The organism is Nocardioides lentus (assembly GCF_039529515.1).
Lineage (GTDB): Bacteria > Actinomycetota > Actinomycetes > Propionibacteriales > Nocardioidaceae > Nocardioides > Nocardioides lentus.
In genome coordinates, this window is sequence record NZ_BAAAMY010000001.1 from 590,318 (window position 1) to 606,949 (window position 16,632).

The window sequence follows — 16,632 nt, forward strand, 5'->3', positions numbered from 1 at the left end:
CGGGTGCAGCCCGATTACTCCCGCCAGTACAGGTGGTGCACGACGCCGTGGCGGCCCGGCACGACATCGTGCTCGTAGCGGTCCGTGAGCTCGTCGTGTGACGTCCACAGGCGGGACCCGCCGCCGAGGTCGAGCGGGGCGACGGCGACGTGGATCGTGTCGACGAGCCCGGCGTCGAGGAACTGCCGCACGGTGTCGGCACCGCCGCCCAGCCGGACGTCCTTCCCGTCGGCGGCGGCGAGCGCCTGCCGCAGGACGTCCTCGGGCTCGCCGCCGACGAAGTGGAACGTCGTGTCGGCCAGAGTGAACGACGGCCGCTCGTGATGGGTCATCACGAAGACGGGGGTGTGGAACGGTGGCTCGGCGCCCCACCACCCGGTCCACTCGTGGTCGCTCCACGGCCCGCGCTGCGGACCGAACTTGTGACGGCCCATGATCTCCGCGCCGACGTGGCGGTGGAACTCGCGCGCGAGGTGGTCGTCGACCCCGCGGGACCCGCCGGGCGTGGTGCGTCCCGGGAAGCTCGCCGTGCCCAGGATCCAGGCCATCAGCTCGGCCAGGTCCGCGTGCCCGAAGGGCCGCTCGAGGCTCTGGCCCTCGCCCGCGGCGTACCCGTCCCTCGAGACGGTGAGGTTGTGGACCCTGACCTGCTGACTCGTCATCGCTGCTCCTTCGTCGTCCCCGGGATGGACCCGGGCTGCGGTCAGGAGTCATCGGCGTCGCCGGGCGCGACGACCGGTGACGCACCGCCGCCCCGGACGCCGTGCAGAGGCGCCCGGGGCGGTGGGGTGGGACGGTGCGTCAGCGACGCACGCGGACGACGAGCCGGTCCTGGCTCGGCGCGACGGCGGGGCTGCCGTTGTAGCGGACCACCAGCGGGGTGCGGCCGACCGCCAGGGGGCGGTTCACCCGCACGGTCGCGCGGCCCGCGTCGTCGAGGCGGGCGCGGACCCAGCGGCGGCCGGGCACCTCGACGCGGACGAACCCAACCGGGGTGAGGTCACCGGCCCCGACCTTGACCCGGACGACGGGCGCCTGACCCTGTCGCACCGGGTTGGCGACGAGGTCGGCCAGGGTCACCGACGTGGCGGGCGGCGCGACCGGGGCGGCCGGGCAGTCCTCGTCGGGCAGCGTGGCCTCGCTGATCGCGGTGCAGCGGAACGCGGTGGGGTTCACGACGTCGGGCGACCGCCACACGTCGGCGGCCTGCTCGTAGTCGTACGCGTACTCCAGCAGCGCCTGCTCGGTGAAGGCCGTGCCGAGGAAGGTGATGCCCGTCGGGCGACGGTTGGCGGGGTTGTAGCCGGCCGGCAGGGTCACCGACGGGTAGCCGGCGCGGGCGCCGATGCCGGTCGTGGCGGCGTTGCTGACGATCGCGTCGACGTCGTTGGTCTCGAGCGTGGAGTCGATGCTCGCGCGGGTCTCGGCGATGCCGCGGTCGCGGTCGGCCTCGTAGGACGCGAGGGTCGCCGGGTCGTCCAGGTCGACGGCCTCGGACTCGGTGAGCAGCGTCTGGCCGAACTTGAGCGCGACGTCGGCGTTGGCGGAGTTGAACGCGATGATGTCGCTGAGGGTGTCCATCGGGGCCGACTCCGGCAGGCGCGACAGGTAGGCGTTGAGGTCGCGCTCGAACTCGCGCACCAGGATGCTCGGCGCGGTGGTGTTGGTCGGCGAGGCGACCTGCACCAGCTCGGCGCCCTGGGCGCGCAGGACGTCGAGCGCCGCCAGGTAGGGCTCGTTGGTCGAGGGCACGAAGCCGAGGCGCACGCCGTCGAGCGCGGTCTCGTCGAGCCCGGCGGTGTAGTCGGTCCCGTCGTACTCGGCGCCGGCCTCGGTCGCCGGGTCCTCGGGGTCGAGGCCGGTGGTCATGCCCGAGAGCAGCGCGGCCGCGTCGTACACGGTGCGGGTCATCGGGCCGGCCGTGTCCTGGGAGGCGGAGATCGGGATGATCCCGGTGCGGCTGATCAGCCCGACGGTGGGCTTCACGCCGACCAGGGAGTTCGCGTTGGCGGGGCTGAGGATCGACCCGGAGGTCTCGGTGCCGACGGTGGCGGCGGCCATGGTCGTGGAGGCCGCGACGCCCGAGCCGGAGCTGGAGCCCGACGGCGTCTGGGAGAGGTCGTAGGCGTTGAGCACCTGCCCGCCGAGCGAGCTGTAGCCCGAGGGCAGGCCGTTGGTGATGAAGTTGGCGAACTCCGAGAGGTTCGTCTTGCCGAGGATGATCGCGCCGGCGTCCTCCATGGCGGTGGTGACCGGGGCGTCGGTGGCGGGGAACGAGTTCGCCAGCGCGACCGACCCCGCCGTCGTCGGCAGGCCGGCGACGTCGATGTTGTCCTTCACGAGGATCGGCACGCCGGCGAGCGGGCCGAGGTCCTCCCCGGCGGCGCGGGCGGCGTCGGCCTCGGCGGCCTGGTCGAGGGCGTCGTCGGACAGCTCGCGGATCGCGTTGAGCGCGGGCCCGCCGACGTCGAGCGCGGCGATGCGCTCCAGGTAGGCCTCGACCAGGTCGACCGAGGTGAAGTCACCGGCCGCGAGCCCGGCCTGCAGGTCCTCGATGGTGGCGGTGGGCAGGTCGACGCCGGGGACGGTGCCGACGATCTCGTCGTCGGCGGCCGTGGTGGGGGCCGCGCTGGCGGGGGCCGGGGCGAGTGCGACGGACGTGACCGCGAGCGCGGCCAGTCCGGCGACGACGGAGACCGCCCGGCGGCGGGCGGTCGAGTGGTGCAGTGGCACGGGGGTGCTCCCAGGGGTGAGTGGTGAACGACCATCGAGGTCGGACCACAGCCTGGGAGGCCCGTGTTGCCGTCGCGTTACGTCCCTGGGTCGATCCGGGGACCGGGCTCGGAGCTACTCGGCGTCCGAGCCGAAGGTGACCTCGAGCGTCTGGGACTCGCCGTCGCGGGAGACCACGACCTCGGCGGTCTCGTCGGGACGGAAGGCGTACACCGACGCGATCAGCCCGTTGGAGCTGGAGACCGGGATGTCGCCGAGGCGGGTGATGACGTCGCCGTCCTCGATGCCGGCGGCCTCGGCCGCGCTGCCGGACTCCACCTCGGTGACCAGGGCGCCGTTGGGGACGTCGTCCTCGGTGAGCTCGTCGGAGGTGCTGACGCCGAGGCGGGCGTGGGTGGGGGTCTCGCCGGCGCGCATCTCGGCGACGATGTCCTTCACGTCGTCGATGGGGATCGCGTAGCCGATGCCGATCGACCCGAGGTCGCCCCCGGCGCCCTCGCTGGAGCGGGCCAGCTCGATCGAGGAGTTGATGCCGACCAGCTCGCCACCCATGTTGACCAGCGCGCCGCCGGAGTTGCCCGGGTTGATCGCCGCGTCGGTCTGGATCGCGCCGTAGACGCTGACCTCGTCCGGGTCGTCGACCGACGGGATGACGATCGGGCGCCGCAGCGCCGAGACGATGCCGGCGGTGACCGTCGACTGCAGCCCGTACGGCGAGCCCACCGCCACGACGGCCTGGCCGACCTCGGTGGTGTCGGAGGAGCCCACGTCGATGGTCGGCAGGTCCGAGACGCCCTCGGCCTTGATGAGGGCGGTGTCGGTCTTGGGGTCGGTGCCGATGATCTCGGCCGGCGCCAGGGTGCCGTCGTCGAACGACACGGTCAGCGTGCCGCCGTCCGCCGCCGAGGCGATGACGTGGTCGTTGGTCAGGATCTCGCCGTCGTCGGTGAGGATGATCCCCGAGCCGCTGCCGCCCCCGCCCGCGCCGTCGCGGGCGTCGATCTTGACCACCGTCGGCAGGACCTCGCTGGCGACCTCGTTGACCGTGACGACCTCGACCGGGTCCACGCCGGTCAGGTCGACGTCCTCCGCGGCGACGCTGTCGCTGCCGCCGCCCGCGCCGGTGGCCGCCGAGGGGGTGTCGTCACCGCTGAGGGCGCCCCACGCCGCCGCGCCGCCCACGCCGCCGAGCAGGCCCAGCACGAGCGCGCCGGCCAGCAGGCCGGCCCCCAGGTTCGAGCCGCGCCCGCGGGACCCGGAGCGGCGCTGCTCCGGCTGCGCCGCGGACCAGCCCTGCTGGGCGGGCTGCTGGGCAGGCTGCTGGCCGTACCCCTGGCCGTACTGCCCGGCGTACTGCTGCTGGGGGTAGCCCTGCTGACCGTATCCCTGCTGCGGGTACTGCTGCTGTCCGGCGGCCGGGGTCGCCGGCTGCTGCACGCGCCGGCCGGCGTACGGCTGCTGACCCTGCTGGGGCCACCCCTGCTGCGGCGACACCGGCTGACCGGGCTGGCGGGGGTCCGGCTGGCGGGGCTGCTGGTCGCTCATGGGCGTCATCATCACCCAGATCGGCGGGCTTCAACCCTGGTGGCGTGAATTGGTCCCGGCGGTCTCGACGCCGCGCGCTCGCCAGGGCTCGCGTGCTGCTCGACCACCGTGGCGTCGACCTCGCGCTCGCCAGGGCTCGCGTGCTGCTCGACCACCGTGGCGTCGACCTCGCGCTCGCCAGGGCTCGCGTGCTGCTCGACCAGCGTGGATGTGTCGCTGCGGGGTCAGCCCATCGAGTGGCGGTGCTCGGCCTCGACCACCAGGAGGAGGCGCTGCTGGTCGCGGCCGCCGTACCAGGGGTAGGGGCCGCCGGTATAGCGCTGCGACAGCATCTCGATGTGGTCGGCCGCGCCCTCGGTGGTGGTGCGGACGACGCGGCCGCGCAGCTGGTGGTAGCGGCTGGGGTTGCTCGGGTCCGACACCGTCAGGGCGACGCGCGGGTCACGCTCGATGTTGCGGGCCTTCTGGTAGCCGACGACGGTGTTGACCAGGACGTGCTCGCCGTCGGTGTCGACCCAGGTCTGCGTGAGCTGCGGCGAGCCGTCGGGCATCGTCGTCGCCAGGTAGCAGGTGGCGCCGCTCCGGCAGAGCTCCAGGACCTCGTCGGTCAGGACGTCGGACGCCATGGCTGCTCCTCGGGCCGGGTGCGGGGCCCCTCGGCGAGGAGCCCCTCGAGTGTCGCAGGCACCCTCACGCGTCCGCGGGCACGACCGGCCGCTGGCTACCGTGCGGGCATGGGGATCGTGACGCTGCTGCTGGCGAACGCGTTCCTGCTCGCCGCCATGGTCGCGGCCTACCGTCAGCGGTCCGGTGGCCGCCGTCCCGGGCCGGCCGACTCGCGGCTCGGCCGCCGGCTGCTGGCCGCCGCGCTCGTCTGCTTCGCGGTCCACGTCGTGCTGCTGGGCGTGCAGGGGGTCTGAGGCCCGATCCCACCCCACTGCGTCGAAAGGAACGAGGAGAAGTCGGGTCCGAGGGGCCTCCGGGGGCCTGTCGGGGCACTTCTGCTCGTCGGGCCCGACGCCCGCGTCCCCGGTAGGGCCAGGTGCGGGGTCTGACGCGGCCGGGACTCAGAAGAGCCACCGGATCCCGAGGGTGCCGGGGCCGGAGCCGTGCATCGACAGGTGCGTGCTCCCCCCGGCGCCGACCTCGAGCTGGCGCGTGCGCTCCGCCTCGCCGGGCGTCCGCTCCCACGCCACGCAGGAGGCGGGCCGTCGGGACGGGTCGAAGCGCACCCACAGCAGCAGCTCCCGCGCCGGTCGCAGGAGGTGGTGCTCCCACTGGGGCCCGAGGGCGGGCTCGTCCAGGACCGGCACGTCCAGGACGCTCTCGACCACGGTCGTGGCCCCCGCGGTCAGCGGGGCGTCCAGGCCGAGCTCCCAGACGCAGACCCCGGCGGAGCGGTCCACGACCCGCCGCCGGGCGACGCCGCCGTGCACGGAGCGCAGCACCGGCGGCGCGAGGAGCGGGGAGCCGCCGTTGGTCACGACGAGGGGGATCGAGCGGACCCCACCGCGCACCGCCCGGTAGAGCGTGCGGGTCGACTGCGAGCGCACGTGGCCGCGGCGGTCGACCTCGACGGTGGCGATGACCGTCACCTCGGCGAGGTCGTCGGCGACCCCGAGCAGCCCGAGCCGGTCGAGGTGACCGGTGAGCGCCACGGCCAGCGGCAGCTCCAGCAGGTCGCCGTACGCCGCCCGCTCCCGGACGACGCCCGGGCGTCGGGAGGGGCCCAGCCGGCCGGTGAGGTGGCCGGGGATCAGACCGAGGATGCGCTCCAGCTCGTCGACGGCGTCGAGCGAGCCCGGACCCTCGGGCTGCCGCTGCCCGGACCGCCAGTAGCTGAGCGCGGTCAGGCTGATCCGTACGCCGTGTTCCTGCAGGCGCCGCTGGAGGGCGTGCAGCGAGATCCCCGAGGCGTCGACCGCCGCCGAGAGCTCCCGCGCGAACGCGGTGGGAACCGCGGTCACGGCGGGGGGCTCGCGCGCTCCCCGCTCGGCGCTGCCGGAGGTACCCATGGCTCGACCCTCGCACGCCCGGGTTCACGTGCGGAGCGTGTCCTGTGTGAATGCCGTGCGTCTAGCGTCGTCACCGGCGGGCCGCCGGGGTCTCCTCCGGGGGGAACGAGGGGCGCCGCGCGCTCGCCGCCACGGCCCCGGTCCGGCCCGGCGTGGGACGCCCCGGACCGGGGCGCGGCGACGTCCCCGGGCCCTGGGCCCGGAGGAGCGTGGCTCAGGCGTCGACGGTCGCGGGTCGGCCGGGCAGCCACATCTCGAGCCGGGCCCCGCCGGCGGGGGACTCGCCCGCCCGGACCGCGCCGGAGTGGCGGTCCACGACCTGCGCCACGATCGCGAGCCCGAGGCCGGAGCCGGGCATCGTGCGGGACTCCTCCGAGCGCCAGAACCGGTCGAAGACCCGCGGCAGGTCCGCCGGCGCGATGCCCGGACCCTCGTCGTCGACGACGAGCCGGCCCTCGTGCAGGCCGACCCGCACCGTCCCGCCCGGGGGCGACCACTTCGCGGCGTTGTCGAGCAGGTTGAGGGCGGCCTTCTCGAGGCTGTCGGACTCGCCCTGCACGAGCCACGGCTCGAGCTCCACCTCCAGCCGTACGCCGGGGGCACGCCGCCGGACGCGGGTGACCGCGCGGTCGACCGCCTCCGACAGGTCGACGGTTTCGACCACGGTCGGCAGCGGCTCGTCGCGGGCGAGCTCGACCAGCGCGCCGACCAGCGTGCTGAGCTCCTCGGTCTGGGCGCGGACGTCGTCGAGCAGCTCGGCGCGGGCCTCGGGCGGCAGCCCGTGGCCGGAGGCGGTCGCGGCGTCGGACTGGCTGAGCAGGTCGATGTTGGTGCGCAGCGAGGTCAGCGGGGTGCGCAGCTCGTGGCCGGCGTCGGCGACGAGCCGGCGCTGCCGGTCCCGGGACGCCGCGACGGTGGCGAGCATCGAGTTGAACGCGCCGGCGAGCCGCGCGATCTCGTCGTGCCCCTCGACGGGCAGCGGCCGCAGGTCCTCGGTGCGGGCGATGTGCTCGACGGAGTGGGTCAGCCTGCGCACCGGCCGCAGCCCGTTGCGGGCCACCGCCCAGCCGGCGAGCGCGGCGGCGATGACGCCGCCGCCGCCGAAGAAGCCGAGGACGAGCCCGAGCTTGGACAGCACCTGCTCCTGCGAGGTCAGCGGCTGCGCGATGACGAGGGCGACGTCGGTGGAGGAGGGTGCCCGGACCGCCACGACCCGGTAGCGGGTGTCGCTGACGCTGATCGTGCGGGCGGAGTGGTCCCGGTCGCCGCGGGCGACCTCGACCTCGCTCCGCCCCAGCGGCAGCGGCCGCTCGGTGTCGGCGAAGAAGGCGACCTCGTCGGCACTGACGTAGGCGATCCGCACGTCGGCGGCGCCGAGCGCCCAGCTCGGCACGGCGTAGCTGCCGGTGGTGATCTGGGCGAGGGCGCCAGCGCGGGCGGCCTTGTCGGCGCGGTTCTGCAGGCTCTCGTCGAGGGTCGTCTGCATCTGCGCGCGCACGGTCACGAACGCCGCGAGCGCCATGATCGCGACGGCGAGGCCGACCGCGGCCGTGGTCAGCAGGATGACCCGGCTCTCGAGGGAGCGGTTGTAGTGCAGGCGCCGGCCCGCCCCGCCGAGGGTCTCGGTCACGACTCCCTCAGCACGTACCCCACGCCGCGCACGGTGTGGATCAGCCGCGGCTCGCCCTCCGCCTCGGTCTTGCGGCGCAGGTAGCCGACGTAGACCTCGAGGGAGTTGGCCGTGGTCGGGAAGTCGTAGCCCCAGACCTCCTCGAGGATGAAGGAGCGCTCCAGCACCCGCCGCGGGCGCCGCAGGAACATCTCCAGCAGCGTGAACTCGGTGCGGGTCAGGTCGATCGCGCGCTCGCCGCGCCGGATCTCACGGCTGGCGAGGTCCATCGTCAGGTCGGCGAAGGACAGGACCTCGTCCTCCTCCTCGGGCCCGGTGGCGGCGCGCCGACGCAGCAGCGCCCGCACCCGCGCGAGCAGCTCGGCGAGGGCGAACGGCTTGGTGAGGTAGTCGTCGGCGCCCGCGTCGAGGCCCTCGACCCGGTCGCCGACCGCGTCGCGGGCGGTCAGGACGAGGATCGGGACGTCGTTGCCGGCGGCGCGCAGGGCGCGGGTCGCCTCGAGCCCGCCGAGGCGCGGCATCATCACGTCCATCAGCACGACGTCGGGGCGCACCCGCGAGATCCCGGCCAGCGCGTCGGCGCCGTCACCGGCGGTGGTCACGGCGTAGCCGTTGAACTCCAGCGACCGGCGGAGGGACTCACGGACCGCCCGGTCGTCCTCGACGACGAGCACCTTCGCGGAGTCCATGGCTCCGATCGTGCCAGCACCGCCTGAGCCCGCGCTGAGAGTCGGGGCGGCTCAGCCCGCGTAGGGCTCGGCCACCGCGACCGCGCGGGCGCCGTACCCGCCGCCGAACATCGCGGCGTGCACGAGCAGCGGGAACAGCTGGTGCAGGCCGAGGCGGTCCTCCCAGCCGTCGGCGAGGGGGTGGACCTCCTCGTAGGCGTCGAGGACCCGTGACAGCTGGGGGAGCCCGAACAGCGACAGCAGCGCCAGGTCGGCCTCGCGGTGGCCGCCGTACGCCGCGGGGTCGATGAGGCGCACGACGCCGTCGGCGCCCCACAGGACGTTGCCGCTCCACAGGTCGCCGTGGAGTCGGGCGGGCGCCTCGTCGGGCAGCAGGTCGGGCAGGCGCCCGACGACGGACTCGACCGTCGCGGCCTGGGCGTCGTCGATCGCGTCGCGGTCGCGGGCGAGCTTGAGGTAGGGCAGCACCCGGCGGGTGGCGTAGAACTCCGCCCACGTGGGAGCGGTGGCGTTGGGCAGCGGCAGCCGCGCGATCCAGCCGTCCTCGTCCGCGCCGAAGCCGTCCGCGCCGGCGTCGTGGGTGGCGGCGAGGGCGCGCCCGAACGCGGCGGCGGCGGCCTCGGTCGGCCGGCCGGGCTCGACCCAGCGCAGCACCAGGCACTCCTCGTCGGTGCCGAGCACCTCGGGCACGGGGGCGCCGCCCGCCGTCGCGGCCTCGCCGAGCCAGCGCAGCCCGCGCTCCTCGGCGGCGTAGAAGCCGGGTGGCGACTGGGTCAGGGTCTTCGCGAACGCGACCGTGCCGTCGGAGAGCCGCAGCCGGGTGGCCGTGGAGATGTCGCCGCCCGCGACCGGGGCGGTGGCGACGACGGAGGAGCCGAGCAGCTGCTCGATGCGGCGCGCGACGGTGGGTCGACGGGTCATGCGCGGCCCCCGGACCGGTCGCCGTCGAGGGCGTCCGGGAGGGCGGCGACGAGCCGGTCCGCGGTCCTCTCCACCATCCCCAGCACCTCCTCGAAGCCGTCGTCGCCACCGTAGTACGGGTCCGGGACGTCCGCGCCCGGGTCGACGTCGTCGAGGTCGCGGAACAGGCGCAGGCGCCCGGGCTCGGCGGTCCCGGCGGCCTCGGCCCGGCGGCGGACCTCGGCGAGGTTGCCCGCGTCCATGGCCAGCACGAGGTCGGCCTCGGCGGCCCACCCGGCGTCGTACTGGCGGGCACGGTGACCGGCCACGTCGTCGGCGTCGTAGCCGGCGGCGTCGAGCGTGGCGGCGGCGCGCGCGTCCATCTCGCCGCCGACGTGCCAGCCGCCGGTGCCGCCGCTGGTCACGGTGACCACGTCGGCGAGCCCCGCCCCCGCGACCCGGTCGCGGAGCACGACCCCGGCGATGGGGGAGCGGCAGATGTTGCCGAGGCAGACGACGGCCACGTGGTAGCGGCCCGGGGTGCGGGGGGCGGGGAGGTCGGGCGGGCCCGCGGCGGTGCTCACGCGCGCTCCGTCTCGAACAGCGGCTCGACGACCCAGGTGACCAGCGTGATCACGATGGCGCCGCCGACCGCGGTCCAGAAGCCCTCGACCCGGAACGGGAGCCCGACCTGCGAGGCGAACCAGGCCGTCAGCGCGAGCATCCCCGCGTTGATGACGAGCAGGAAGAGCCCGATCGTGAGGATCACCAACGGGAGGGCCACCAGTCGGACGACCGGCGCGACGACGCTCGTGACCACGCCGAAGATCAGCCCGGTCAGCACCAGCGGCAGGAACTTCTGCTCCAGCTCCGCCATCCCGCGGGTCGGCCCCACGAAGTAGATGCCCTCGAAGAGCCACGCGGCGGCCGCCAGCCCCGCGATGCCCGCCACCACCGACGCCACGAACTTCACCGGCGTGACTCTAGTGAGCCCGGCTGAACGCCGCCTGAACGACGCCGGCCCGGCCTAGGGTCGGGGCCCATGACGACACGTGCGCGGTACGGCGCCCTGGTGGCGGTCGCGGTCATGCTCACGGCGGGGTGCGGCGCCACCCCGGGGACCGAGGGCCCCAGCGGGGCGGGTGCCTCCCCCGCCACGGCCTCCGCGTCGCCCCCGACCGGCACCGACCGGCCTGTCGCCGAGCCCGAGGTGGTGGTGGCGACGCCGGCCCCGCCGGCGGCCGGCGAGCTCGTGTCGGTCCGCCGTGGCGGACGGGTCACCTGCACGGGCCCCGGGGCCGTCAGCCTCGCCCAGGCGGTGGTCGAGGCGCGGGTCGGTGCGGTCGACGTGCGGGCCGTGCGGGGGGTCGGCACCCGGGACGCCCGCCTGCGCGGGGTCCAGCTCGTCCTGCTGACCGAGGAGGCCGTCGGTCGCTACAACGTCACCCAGACGGCCGATCCGTGGCCGATGCCGTTGCGCGGACGGACCACGCGTGGGCTGGTGAGGTCCACCCGGTGGTGGGTGCCCGTCGGTCCCCCCGGGCCGGGTGCGTACCGGGTGCCGGCGGGTCGACAGGCCCTGATGCTGGTGCGGGTGACCGGCTCGGCGGGCTCTCGGTCGCGCGCGCTCCAGGTCGACTGGTCGCCCGACGGAGCCGCCGGGTCCACCGGTCGCGCCGTCGAGACCACACGGGTGCCGCTGGGGTTCCGCTTCGGCCGCTGCTGAGCGGCCCGTCCTCGCACGGGTGCCGTCGGCCCAGGGCCCTCAGCCGAGCGCGAGCGCCTCGAGGATCGAGGTCTCCGCGTCGCGCAGGTGGGCGTCGAGCTCGGCGCTCGCGCCGTCGGCTCCCTCGATCCGGCCGGCCTCGAGCAGCACCACGAGACGGGTGTGCGAGTCGGCCTGGTCGTGGGCGTTGCGCCGGATCCGGTCGACCTGCGCGAGGGCGAGCTTGAGCTCCAGCACGAGGTCCTCGGCCATCGCCACGAGTCGTGGCGAGCCCGTCAGGCCGACCAGCGACACGTGGAAGGCCAGGTGCAGCGCGTTGAGCTCCCGGTACGACGCGCCCGCCGCGACCGCGCCGGTGTAGCGGTCCAGCGCCTCCCGGACAGCGGTCCGGGCCGGGTCGCCCGCGTCGTGCCAGCGGCGCACGCCGGCGCCCTCGAGCACCGCGCGGGCCCGGCAGACGTCGCGCACCGACTCGGCCCTCGGCGTGGCGACCGAGACGCCGCGGTGGGGCTCGCGGGTGGCGAGGCCGTCGGCGACGAGCACGGTGAGCGCCTCGCGGACCGTGGGCCGGGACACGCCGAGGCTCTCGGCCAGCGCCACCTCGCGCAGCGCCGTGCCCGACTCGACCTCGCCGTCGAACACCGCACGCCGCAGCTCCTCGACCACCCGGTCGACGGTGGAGGAGTGCTCGAGGCGGAGGGTCCCGAAGTCCATGACCCCTCCAGTGTCGCGCCTGTTTGCGTGGGATGCACGGCACCACCACACTGATCGTCAGATTGTCTGACAACCTGACGATCAGCGCGACCCCGAGGAGACACGCCATGACCCTGGCCCCGGACGCCGTCCGCGTCGCCGAGCCCCTGCCCTGGGGACGCCACTACGCCGCGGTCTCGCCCGACCACTTCCGGGTCGACTACGTCATCAACCCGTTCATGGACCCCGCCCGCCAGCCCGACCCGCGCTACGCCCGCCGTCAGTGGGAGCGGATGGTCGGCGCGCTGCGCGGCCTCGGGGCCCGCGTCGACGTCCTCGGTCAGCGCCCGGACTCGCCCGACATGGTCTACGCGATGAACCTCGGCCTGGCCGTCGCCTCCGCGGACGGCACGGACCGCCGCGTGGTGATGTCGCGGATGCGGTACGCCGAGCGCCGCGCGGAGGGCCTGAGCGCCGCGCCGTGGTTCGCGGGGCGGGGTGCCCGCGCGGTCGAGCTCGCGGGGGAGGCGTCCTTCGAGGCCGGCGACGCGTTCGCCTTCGGCGGCGAGCTGGTCGTGGGCCACGGCCCGCGCACCGCCGAGCCCGCCTTGCACGCGCTCGCGGCCGAGCTGGAGGTCCGCGTCCGCGGCGTACGGATCGTGCACCCGTCGATGTACCACCTCGACCTCGCCTTCCAGCCGCTCGACTCCCGCCGCGCGATGGTCTGCCCGGCGGCCCTCGACCCCGCCTCCGCGGAGGCCCTGCTGGCGCTGGTGCCCGAGCCGCTCGTGCTGAGCGAGGAGGAGGCGCTGACCTTCGTGGCCAACTCGGTGGTCGTCGACCGCACGGTCCTCGCCCCCGCCTGCCCGCCGCGCGTGCGGGAGGTGCTCGAGGGCTGGGGGTTCACCGTGGTCCTGCTCGACGTCAGCGAGTTCCACAAGGGCGGCGGGTCGGTCCGCTGCCTGACCAACCCCCTCGACCTGCGCCTCGGCCGCGACCTCGCCGTCGTCCCGGGCGGGGAGGTCTTGCTGGCTTGAGCGAGGGGCCGGTGTGACCGTCACCGGGTCTCGTGGCTCGCCCGCTCGTGCCTCGCGACCTCGCGCCTCGACCTACGGGTGGATCCGGAGGTCGAGGTGCGAGGTCGATCCGGAGGTCGAGGTGCGAGCCGGCGACGCAGGAGCCGGGGAGCCACGAGACCCCTCTGGCCCCCATCGGCCCCTCGTTAGCCTCGCGGGGTGGTGAACTTCGGCGGCACCGGGGTGATGGTGCTCGGGGCGGTGGTGGCGGGGTTGCTGCTCGGCCTCGTCGCCCTCGTCGCCGCCCGCCGCTCCGGCCCGGTCGCGGCGTACGCCTCGGCGGGGCTGGTCTGGACGCTCGTCGTCATCGGCCTGGTCACGCTCGTGCCCGCCTCCGGGCCGCCGGGCTACCTGATGCCCGACGAGGTGCAGACGGTGTGCTCCTTCGACTACGGCGGGCCGGCGCCGGACGGCTTCTGGATCTTCTCGGGCGGCCAGCGGCTGCTCAACACGGCACTGTTCGTGCCGTCGGGGGCGCTGGTGGTCGTCGTCGCCGCCCGGTGGCGCGCCGGGTGGGTGCTGGCGCCCCTCGGCGTCGGGCTGCTCGCGGCGTACTCGGTCGCCATCGAGGCCACCCAGCTCGCGCTCGCGCGCATCGACCGGGCCTGCGACATCACCGACGTCGTGGACAACGTGACCGGTGCCGGGATCGGGTTCGCGATCGGGCTGGTGCTGGTTGTCCTGCTCCGCCCCTGGCGCGAGCGCGCGCCCCGCGCGATGTCCTAGCGTGCGGCGGGTGAGTGCACCCCAGCCGCGCGGCAACGTCCAGCAGATCCCCGCCTACGTGCCGGGCCGGCCGCCGTCGCCGCGCGAGGACCTCGTCGTCTACAAGCTGTCCTCCAACGAGAACCCCTACCCGCCCCTGCCGGGTGTCGTCGCCGCCGCGCACGCCGCGGTCGAGGAGATGAACCGCTACCCCGACATGGGCAGCGCCGCGCTGTACGCCGAGCTGGCCGCCCGCCTCGACGTGCCGGTCGGCGACCTCGCCGCCGCGACCGGGTCGGTCGCGCTGATCTACCAGCTCCTCGCGGCCTACTGCGAGCCCGGGGACGAGGTCGTGCACGCCTGGCGCTCCTTCGAGGCCTACCCGATCGCGATCACCACCGCCGCCGCCCGCGGCGTCCGGGTCCCGCTGACCGCCGAGGCCCGCCACGACCTCGACGCGATGGCCGCCGCCATCACCGACCGCACCCGCGTCGTGCTGCTGTGCACCCCCAACAACCCGACCGGGCCCGCGCTCACCCAGGGCGAGGTCGACGCCTTCCTCGCGAAGGTCCCCGCCCGCGTGCTGGTGGTGCTCGACGAGGCCTACCTGGAGTTCGTGCGCCTCGACCCCTCCCGCGGGCAGGCGCTCGACGCCATCGGCACCTACCGGCGCCACGACAACGTGGTCGTCTTCCGCACCTTCTCCAAGGCCTACGGGCTCGCCGGCTTCCGCGTCGGGTACGCCGTCGCCCACGCCGAGGTGGCCGCCGCCCTGCGCGCGGTCTCCCTGCCGTTCGGCGTCTCCGCCGTGGCGCAGGCCGCCGCGATCGCCTCACTCGAGGCCCAGCCCGAGCTGCTGGAGCGCGTGGACGGCATCGTCGCGGAGCGCGAGCGCCTGGTCGCGGGCCTCGCCGAGGTCGGCTGGCACGTCCCCGACGCGCAGGGCAACTTCGTCTGGTTCGACCTCGGCGAGAAGGCCGCCGCCTTCGCCGCGGCCGCCGACGCCGCGGGGGTCGTGGTCCGCCCGTTCGCGGGGGAGGGCTGCCGCGTCACCGTCGGGGAGCCCGAGGCCAACGCGCGCCTGCTCGAGGTCGCCGCGGCGTTCAGCCGCGACTAGCGCCCGACCCGGCGTACGGTCCCGTCATGACCGCCGAGCACGACGGTGAGCCCGGGCCCGAGCGGGTCGGGCCACCCGACCTCGACGCCCTCGCCGATCGCCTCGAGGCCGCCTCGCGGCGCCGTGCGGAGCCCGTCGAGCCGCACCACGTGCGCTCGCGAGGGCAGCGCAGCTACGTCGTGCGGCTGCTCCTCGGCGCCCTCGTCGTGGTGGCCACGATGCAGCTCCTGGGGGTCCCGCTCACCGCTTACGCCTGGGTCGCCGTGCCGCTGGTGCTGCTGCCGCTCGTCCTGGTGGCCGCCGGCCGGGGTCGCTCGCTGTTCCACGTGGACGACGGCGGCCTGACCGTCCCGGCGGCGGGGACGAGGCCGCAGCGCCACTGGCCGTGGTCGGAGCTGCTGGAGGTCGGGTGGCTGCCCGACGGCCACGACGCCGTGCTCGTGCTGCGGCCGCGGCAGCCGCTCCACGGGGCGGAGCGGACCGCGCCCTGGCGGCTCGACGCGGCGGTCTACGGCGACGAGGCCCGCGCCGCCGTGCGCGACCGGCTGCTGCACGCCTGCGGCCGGCACGGCGTGCACTTCTCCGAGGACCGCGCCGCCCTCGGCACCGCACCGCCGGGCAGCCCCTACCGCTGACCCTGCGTCGGGACGGACGAGGAGGAGCGGTCGGGACGGCACCGATCGGGACCCGTGGGGCCCCTCCTGCTCGTTCGTGCCGACGTCGACGATCGAGGTCGGGAGGGGGGTGGACGGGGTGCTTCCGCTGGGCGGGAGGAAAGCCGGATAGGGAAGATGGTTCAGGGGTAAAGTACTGACATGACTACCGACCAGACCCCGACCTACGTCGAGTCCGGCAAGGAGTTCGACCGGGACATGAACTACATCCCGGACCGGATCACCGCCGACGGACGGGACGGGTGGCCGGTCGAACCGGGTCGCTACCGCCTCGTCGCCGCGAAGGCCTGCCCGTGGGCCAACCGCGCGATCATCGTGCGCGGCCTGCTGGGCCTCGAGGACGTGATCTCGCTGGGCATGCCCGGCCCCACGCACGACGCCCGCAGCTGGACCTTCGACCTCGACGAGGGCGGCAAGGACCCCGTGCTGGGGATCGAGCGCCTGCAGGAGGCCTACTTCGCGCGCTACCCCGACTACCCGCGTGGCATCACGGTGCCCGCGATGGTCGACGTGCCCACCGGCGCGGTCGTCACCAACGACTTCCCGTGGATCACCCACGACCTGTACTTCGAGTGGCGCGACCACCACAAGGAGGGCGCCCCGAACCTGTGGCCCGACGACGTCCGCGAGGAGATGGACGACGTCATGAAGCGCATCTTCACCGAGGTCAACAACGGGGTGTACCGCTGCGGCTTCGCCGGCTCGCAGGAGGCCTACGACTCGGCGTACGACCGGCTGTGGACCGCGATGGACTGGCTCGAGGAGCGGCTGACCGACCGCCGCTTCCTCATGGGCGACGCGATCACGGAGGCCGACGTGCGGCTCTTCACGACCCTCGCGCGCTTCGACGCGGTCTACCACGGCCACTTCAAGTGCAACCGCAACAAGCTGACCGAGATGCCGGCGCTGTGGGGCTACGCGCGCGACGTGTTCCAGACGCCCGGCTTCGGCGAGACGATCGACTTCGACCAGATCAAGGCCCACTACTACGTGGTCCACACCGACGTGAACCCGTCGGGCATCGTGCCGAAGGGTCCCGACCTCTCGGTCTGGCACACCGCGCACGGTCGCGAGAAGCTCTGAGGCGCGTCCCGGCCGCGGTCTAGCCCACCGCGGCGCGGGAGCGCGG

The 16,632-nt window shown here is 74.9% G+C and carries 18 protein-coding genes; 7 read left to right on the forward strand and 11 right to left on the reverse strand.

Going from position 1 to position 16,632, the window contains the following annotated elements; all coding sequences use genetic code 11:
• Positions 1-14: 14 nt before the first annotated feature.
• From ABD158_RS02895 to ABD158_RS02910, 4 genes are all read right to left on the reverse strand, one after another.
• Positions 15-662: a dihydrofolate reductase family protein gene (locus tag ABD158_RS02895; protein WP_344003442.1), complete on the reverse strand. Its 648-nt coding sequence runs from the start codon at positions 660-662 to the stop codon at positions 15-17.
• 139 nt (positions 663-801) lie between these two features.
• Positions 802-2,733 carry an amidase family protein gene (locus ABD158_RS02900; protein WP_344003444.1) on the reverse strand — a complete coding sequence of 644 codons (1,932 nt, stop codon included), beginning with the start codon at positions 2,731-2,733 and terminating at the stop codon, positions 802-804.
• A 114-nt stretch (positions 2,734-2,847) separates the two neighbouring features.
• Entirely contained in the window at positions 2,848-4,278 is a 1,431-nt protein-coding gene (locus ABD158_RS02905; RefSeq protein WP_344003446.1) for a S1C family serine protease, read from the reverse strand.
• A gap of 224 nt (positions 4,279-4,502) precedes the next feature.
• On the reverse strand, positions 4,503-4,904 hold the full coding sequence (locus tag ABD158_RS02910) for a PPOX class F420-dependent oxidoreductase (protein ID WP_344003447.1): 402 nt from the start codon (positions 4,902-4,904) through the stop codon (positions 4,503-4,505).
• A 108-nt stretch (positions 4,905-5,012) separates the two neighbouring features.
• Between ABD158_RS02910 and ABD158_RS02915 the strand changes: the two genes are divergently transcribed.
• A complete protein-coding gene (locus ABD158_RS02915; protein ID WP_344003448.1) occupies positions 5,013-5,198 on the forward strand; it encodes a hypothetical protein in 186 nt (61 codons plus the stop codon).
• Between the two features lie 147 nt (positions 5,199-5,345).
• Here the strand turns inward: ABD158_RS02915 and ABD158_RS02920 are convergent, their stop codons facing one another.
• From ABD158_RS02920 to ABD158_RS02945, 6 genes are all read right to left on the reverse strand, one after another.
• Positions 5,346-6,293, reverse strand: coding sequence for a hypothetical protein (locus ABD158_RS02920; protein WP_344003449.1), 948 nt, complete (start codon positions 6,291-6,293; stop codon positions 5,346-5,348).
• A 214-nt stretch (positions 6,294-6,507) separates the two neighbouring features.
• Positions 6,508-7,923: a HAMP domain-containing sensor histidine kinase gene (locus tag ABD158_RS02925; protein ID WP_344003450.1), complete on the reverse strand. Its 1,416-nt coding sequence runs from the start codon at positions 7,921-7,923 to the stop codon at positions 6,508-6,510.
• Positions 7,920-8,612: a response regulator transcription factor gene (locus tag ABD158_RS02930; RefSeq protein WP_344003451.1), complete on the reverse strand. Its 693-nt coding sequence runs from the start codon at positions 8,610-8,612 to the stop codon at positions 7,920-7,922. The genes ABD158_RS02925 and ABD158_RS02930 overlap by 4 nt, the downstream gene beginning before the upstream one ends.
• A gap of 51 nt (positions 8,613-8,663) precedes the next feature.
• Entirely contained in the window at positions 8,664-9,533 is an 870-nt protein-coding gene (locus ABD158_RS02935; RefSeq protein ID WP_344003452.1) for a fructosamine kinase family protein, read from the reverse strand.
• On the reverse strand, positions 9,530-10,096 hold the full coding sequence (locus tag ABD158_RS02940; RefSeq protein ID WP_344003453.1) for a low molecular weight protein-tyrosine-phosphatase: 567 nt from the start codon (positions 10,094-10,096) through the stop codon (positions 9,530-9,532). The genes ABD158_RS02935 and ABD158_RS02940 overlap by 4 nt, the downstream gene beginning before the upstream one ends.
• Positions 10,093-10,485, reverse strand: a complete 393-nt coding sequence (locus ABD158_RS02945; RefSeq protein WP_344003454.1) for a phage holin family protein — start codon at positions 10,483-10,485, stop codon at positions 10,093-10,095. Before ABD158_RS02945 ends, ABD158_RS02940 begins: the two co-directional genes overlap by 4 nt.
• Positions 10,486-10,554: 69 nt before the next feature.
• On the opposite strand from ABD158_RS02945, the gene ABD158_RS02950 reads away from it, so the two are divergent.
• Complete coding sequence (locus tag ABD158_RS02950) at positions 10,555-11,238, forward strand: hypothetical protein (RefSeq protein ID WP_344003455.1); 684 nt, start codon at positions 10,555-10,557, stop codon at positions 11,236-11,238.
• Positions 11,239-11,277: 39 nt separating this feature from the next.
• On the opposite strand, the gene ABD158_RS02955 is transcribed toward ABD158_RS02950, so the two are convergent.
• Entirely contained in the window at positions 11,278-11,952 is a 675-nt protein-coding gene (locus ABD158_RS02955; RefSeq protein ID WP_344003457.1) for a GntR family transcriptional regulator, read from the reverse strand.
• Positions 11,953-12,059: 107 nt separating this feature from the next.
• Here ABD158_RS02955 and ABD158_RS02960 point away from each other — a divergent pair, with 107 nt between their 5' ends.
• The 5 genes from ABD158_RS02960 (at position 12,060) to ABD158_RS02980 (ending at position 16,586) form a co-directional block, all read left to right on the forward strand.
• Positions 12,060-12,968: a dimethylarginine dimethylaminohydrolase family protein gene (locus ABD158_RS02960; RefSeq protein WP_344003458.1), complete on the forward strand. Its 909-nt coding sequence runs from the start codon at positions 12,060-12,062 to the stop codon at positions 12,966-12,968.
• 198 nt (positions 12,969-13,166) lie between these two features.
• On the forward strand, positions 13,167-13,733 hold the full coding sequence (locus ABD158_RS02965; RefSeq protein WP_344003459.1) for a VanZ family protein: 567 nt from the start codon (positions 13,167-13,169) through the stop codon (positions 13,731-13,733).
• 10 nt (positions 13,734-13,743) lie between these two features.
• Complete coding sequence (hisC, locus tag ABD158_RS02970) at positions 13,744-14,829, forward strand: histidinol-phosphate transaminase (RefSeq protein WP_344003462.1); 1,086 nt, start codon at positions 13,744-13,746, stop codon at positions 14,827-14,829.
• A gap of 26 nt (positions 14,830-14,855) precedes the next feature.
• Positions 14,856-15,464, forward strand: coding sequence for a hypothetical protein (locus ABD158_RS02975; protein WP_344003463.1), 609 nt, complete (start codon positions 14,856-14,858; stop codon positions 15,462-15,464).
• 180 nt (positions 15,465-15,644) lie between these two features.
• Positions 15,645-16,586, forward strand: coding sequence for a glutathione S-transferase family protein (locus ABD158_RS02980; protein ID WP_344003466.1), 942 nt, complete (start codon positions 15,645-15,647; stop codon positions 16,584-16,586).
• Positions 16,587-16,632: the final 46 nt, after the last annotated feature.

Excerpts from the sequence above, each read along its gene's own strand:
- ABD158_RS02895 (WP_344003442.1), bottom strand. The coding sequence starts at position 662 with ATGACGAGTCAGCAGGTCAGGGTCCACAACCTCACCGTCTCGAGGGAC.
- ABD158_RS02905 (WP_344003446.1), bottom strand. The coding sequence starts at position 4,278 with ATGAGCGACCAGCAGCCCCGCCAGCCGGACCCCCGCCAGCCCGGTCAG.
- ABD158_RS02910 (WP_344003447.1), bottom strand. The coding sequence starts at position 4,904 with ATGGCGTCCGACGTCCTGACCGACGAGGTCCTGGAGCTCTGCCGGAGC.
- ABD158_RS02915 (WP_344003448.1), top strand. The coding sequence starts at position 5,013 with ATGGGGATCGTGACGCTGCTGCTGGCGAACGCGTTCCTGCTCGCCGCC.
- ABD158_RS02920 (WP_344003449.1), bottom strand. The coding sequence starts at position 6,293 with ATGGGTACCTCCGGCAGCGCCGAGCGGGGAGCGCGCGAGCCCCCCGCC.
- ABD158_RS02930 (WP_344003451.1), bottom strand. The coding sequence starts at position 8,612 with ATGGACTCCGCGAAGGTGCTCGTCGTCGAGGACGACCGGGCGGTCCGT.
- ABD158_RS02935 (WP_344003452.1), bottom strand. The coding sequence starts at position 9,533 with ATGACCCGTCGACCCACCGTCGCGCGCCGCATCGAGCAGCTGCTCGGC.
- ABD158_RS02950 (WP_344003455.1), top strand. The coding sequence starts at position 10,555 with ATGACGACACGTGCGCGGTACGGCGCCCTGGTGGCGGTCGCGGTCATG.
- ABD158_RS02955 (WP_344003457.1), bottom strand. The coding sequence starts at position 11,952 with ATGGACTTCGGGACCCTCCGCCTCGAGCACTCCTCCACCGTCGACCGG.
- ABD158_RS02960 (WP_344003458.1), top strand. The coding sequence starts at position 12,060 with ATGACCCTGGCCCCGGACGCCGTCCGCGTCGCCGAGCCCCTGCCCTGG.
- ABD158_RS02975 (WP_344003463.1), top strand. The coding sequence starts at position 14,856 with ATGACCGCCGAGCACGACGGTGAGCCCGGGCCCGAGCGGGTCGGGCCA.
- ABD158_RS02980 (WP_344003466.1), top strand. The coding sequence starts at position 15,645 with ATGACTACCGACCAGACCCCGACCTACGTCGAGTCCGGCAAGGAGTTC.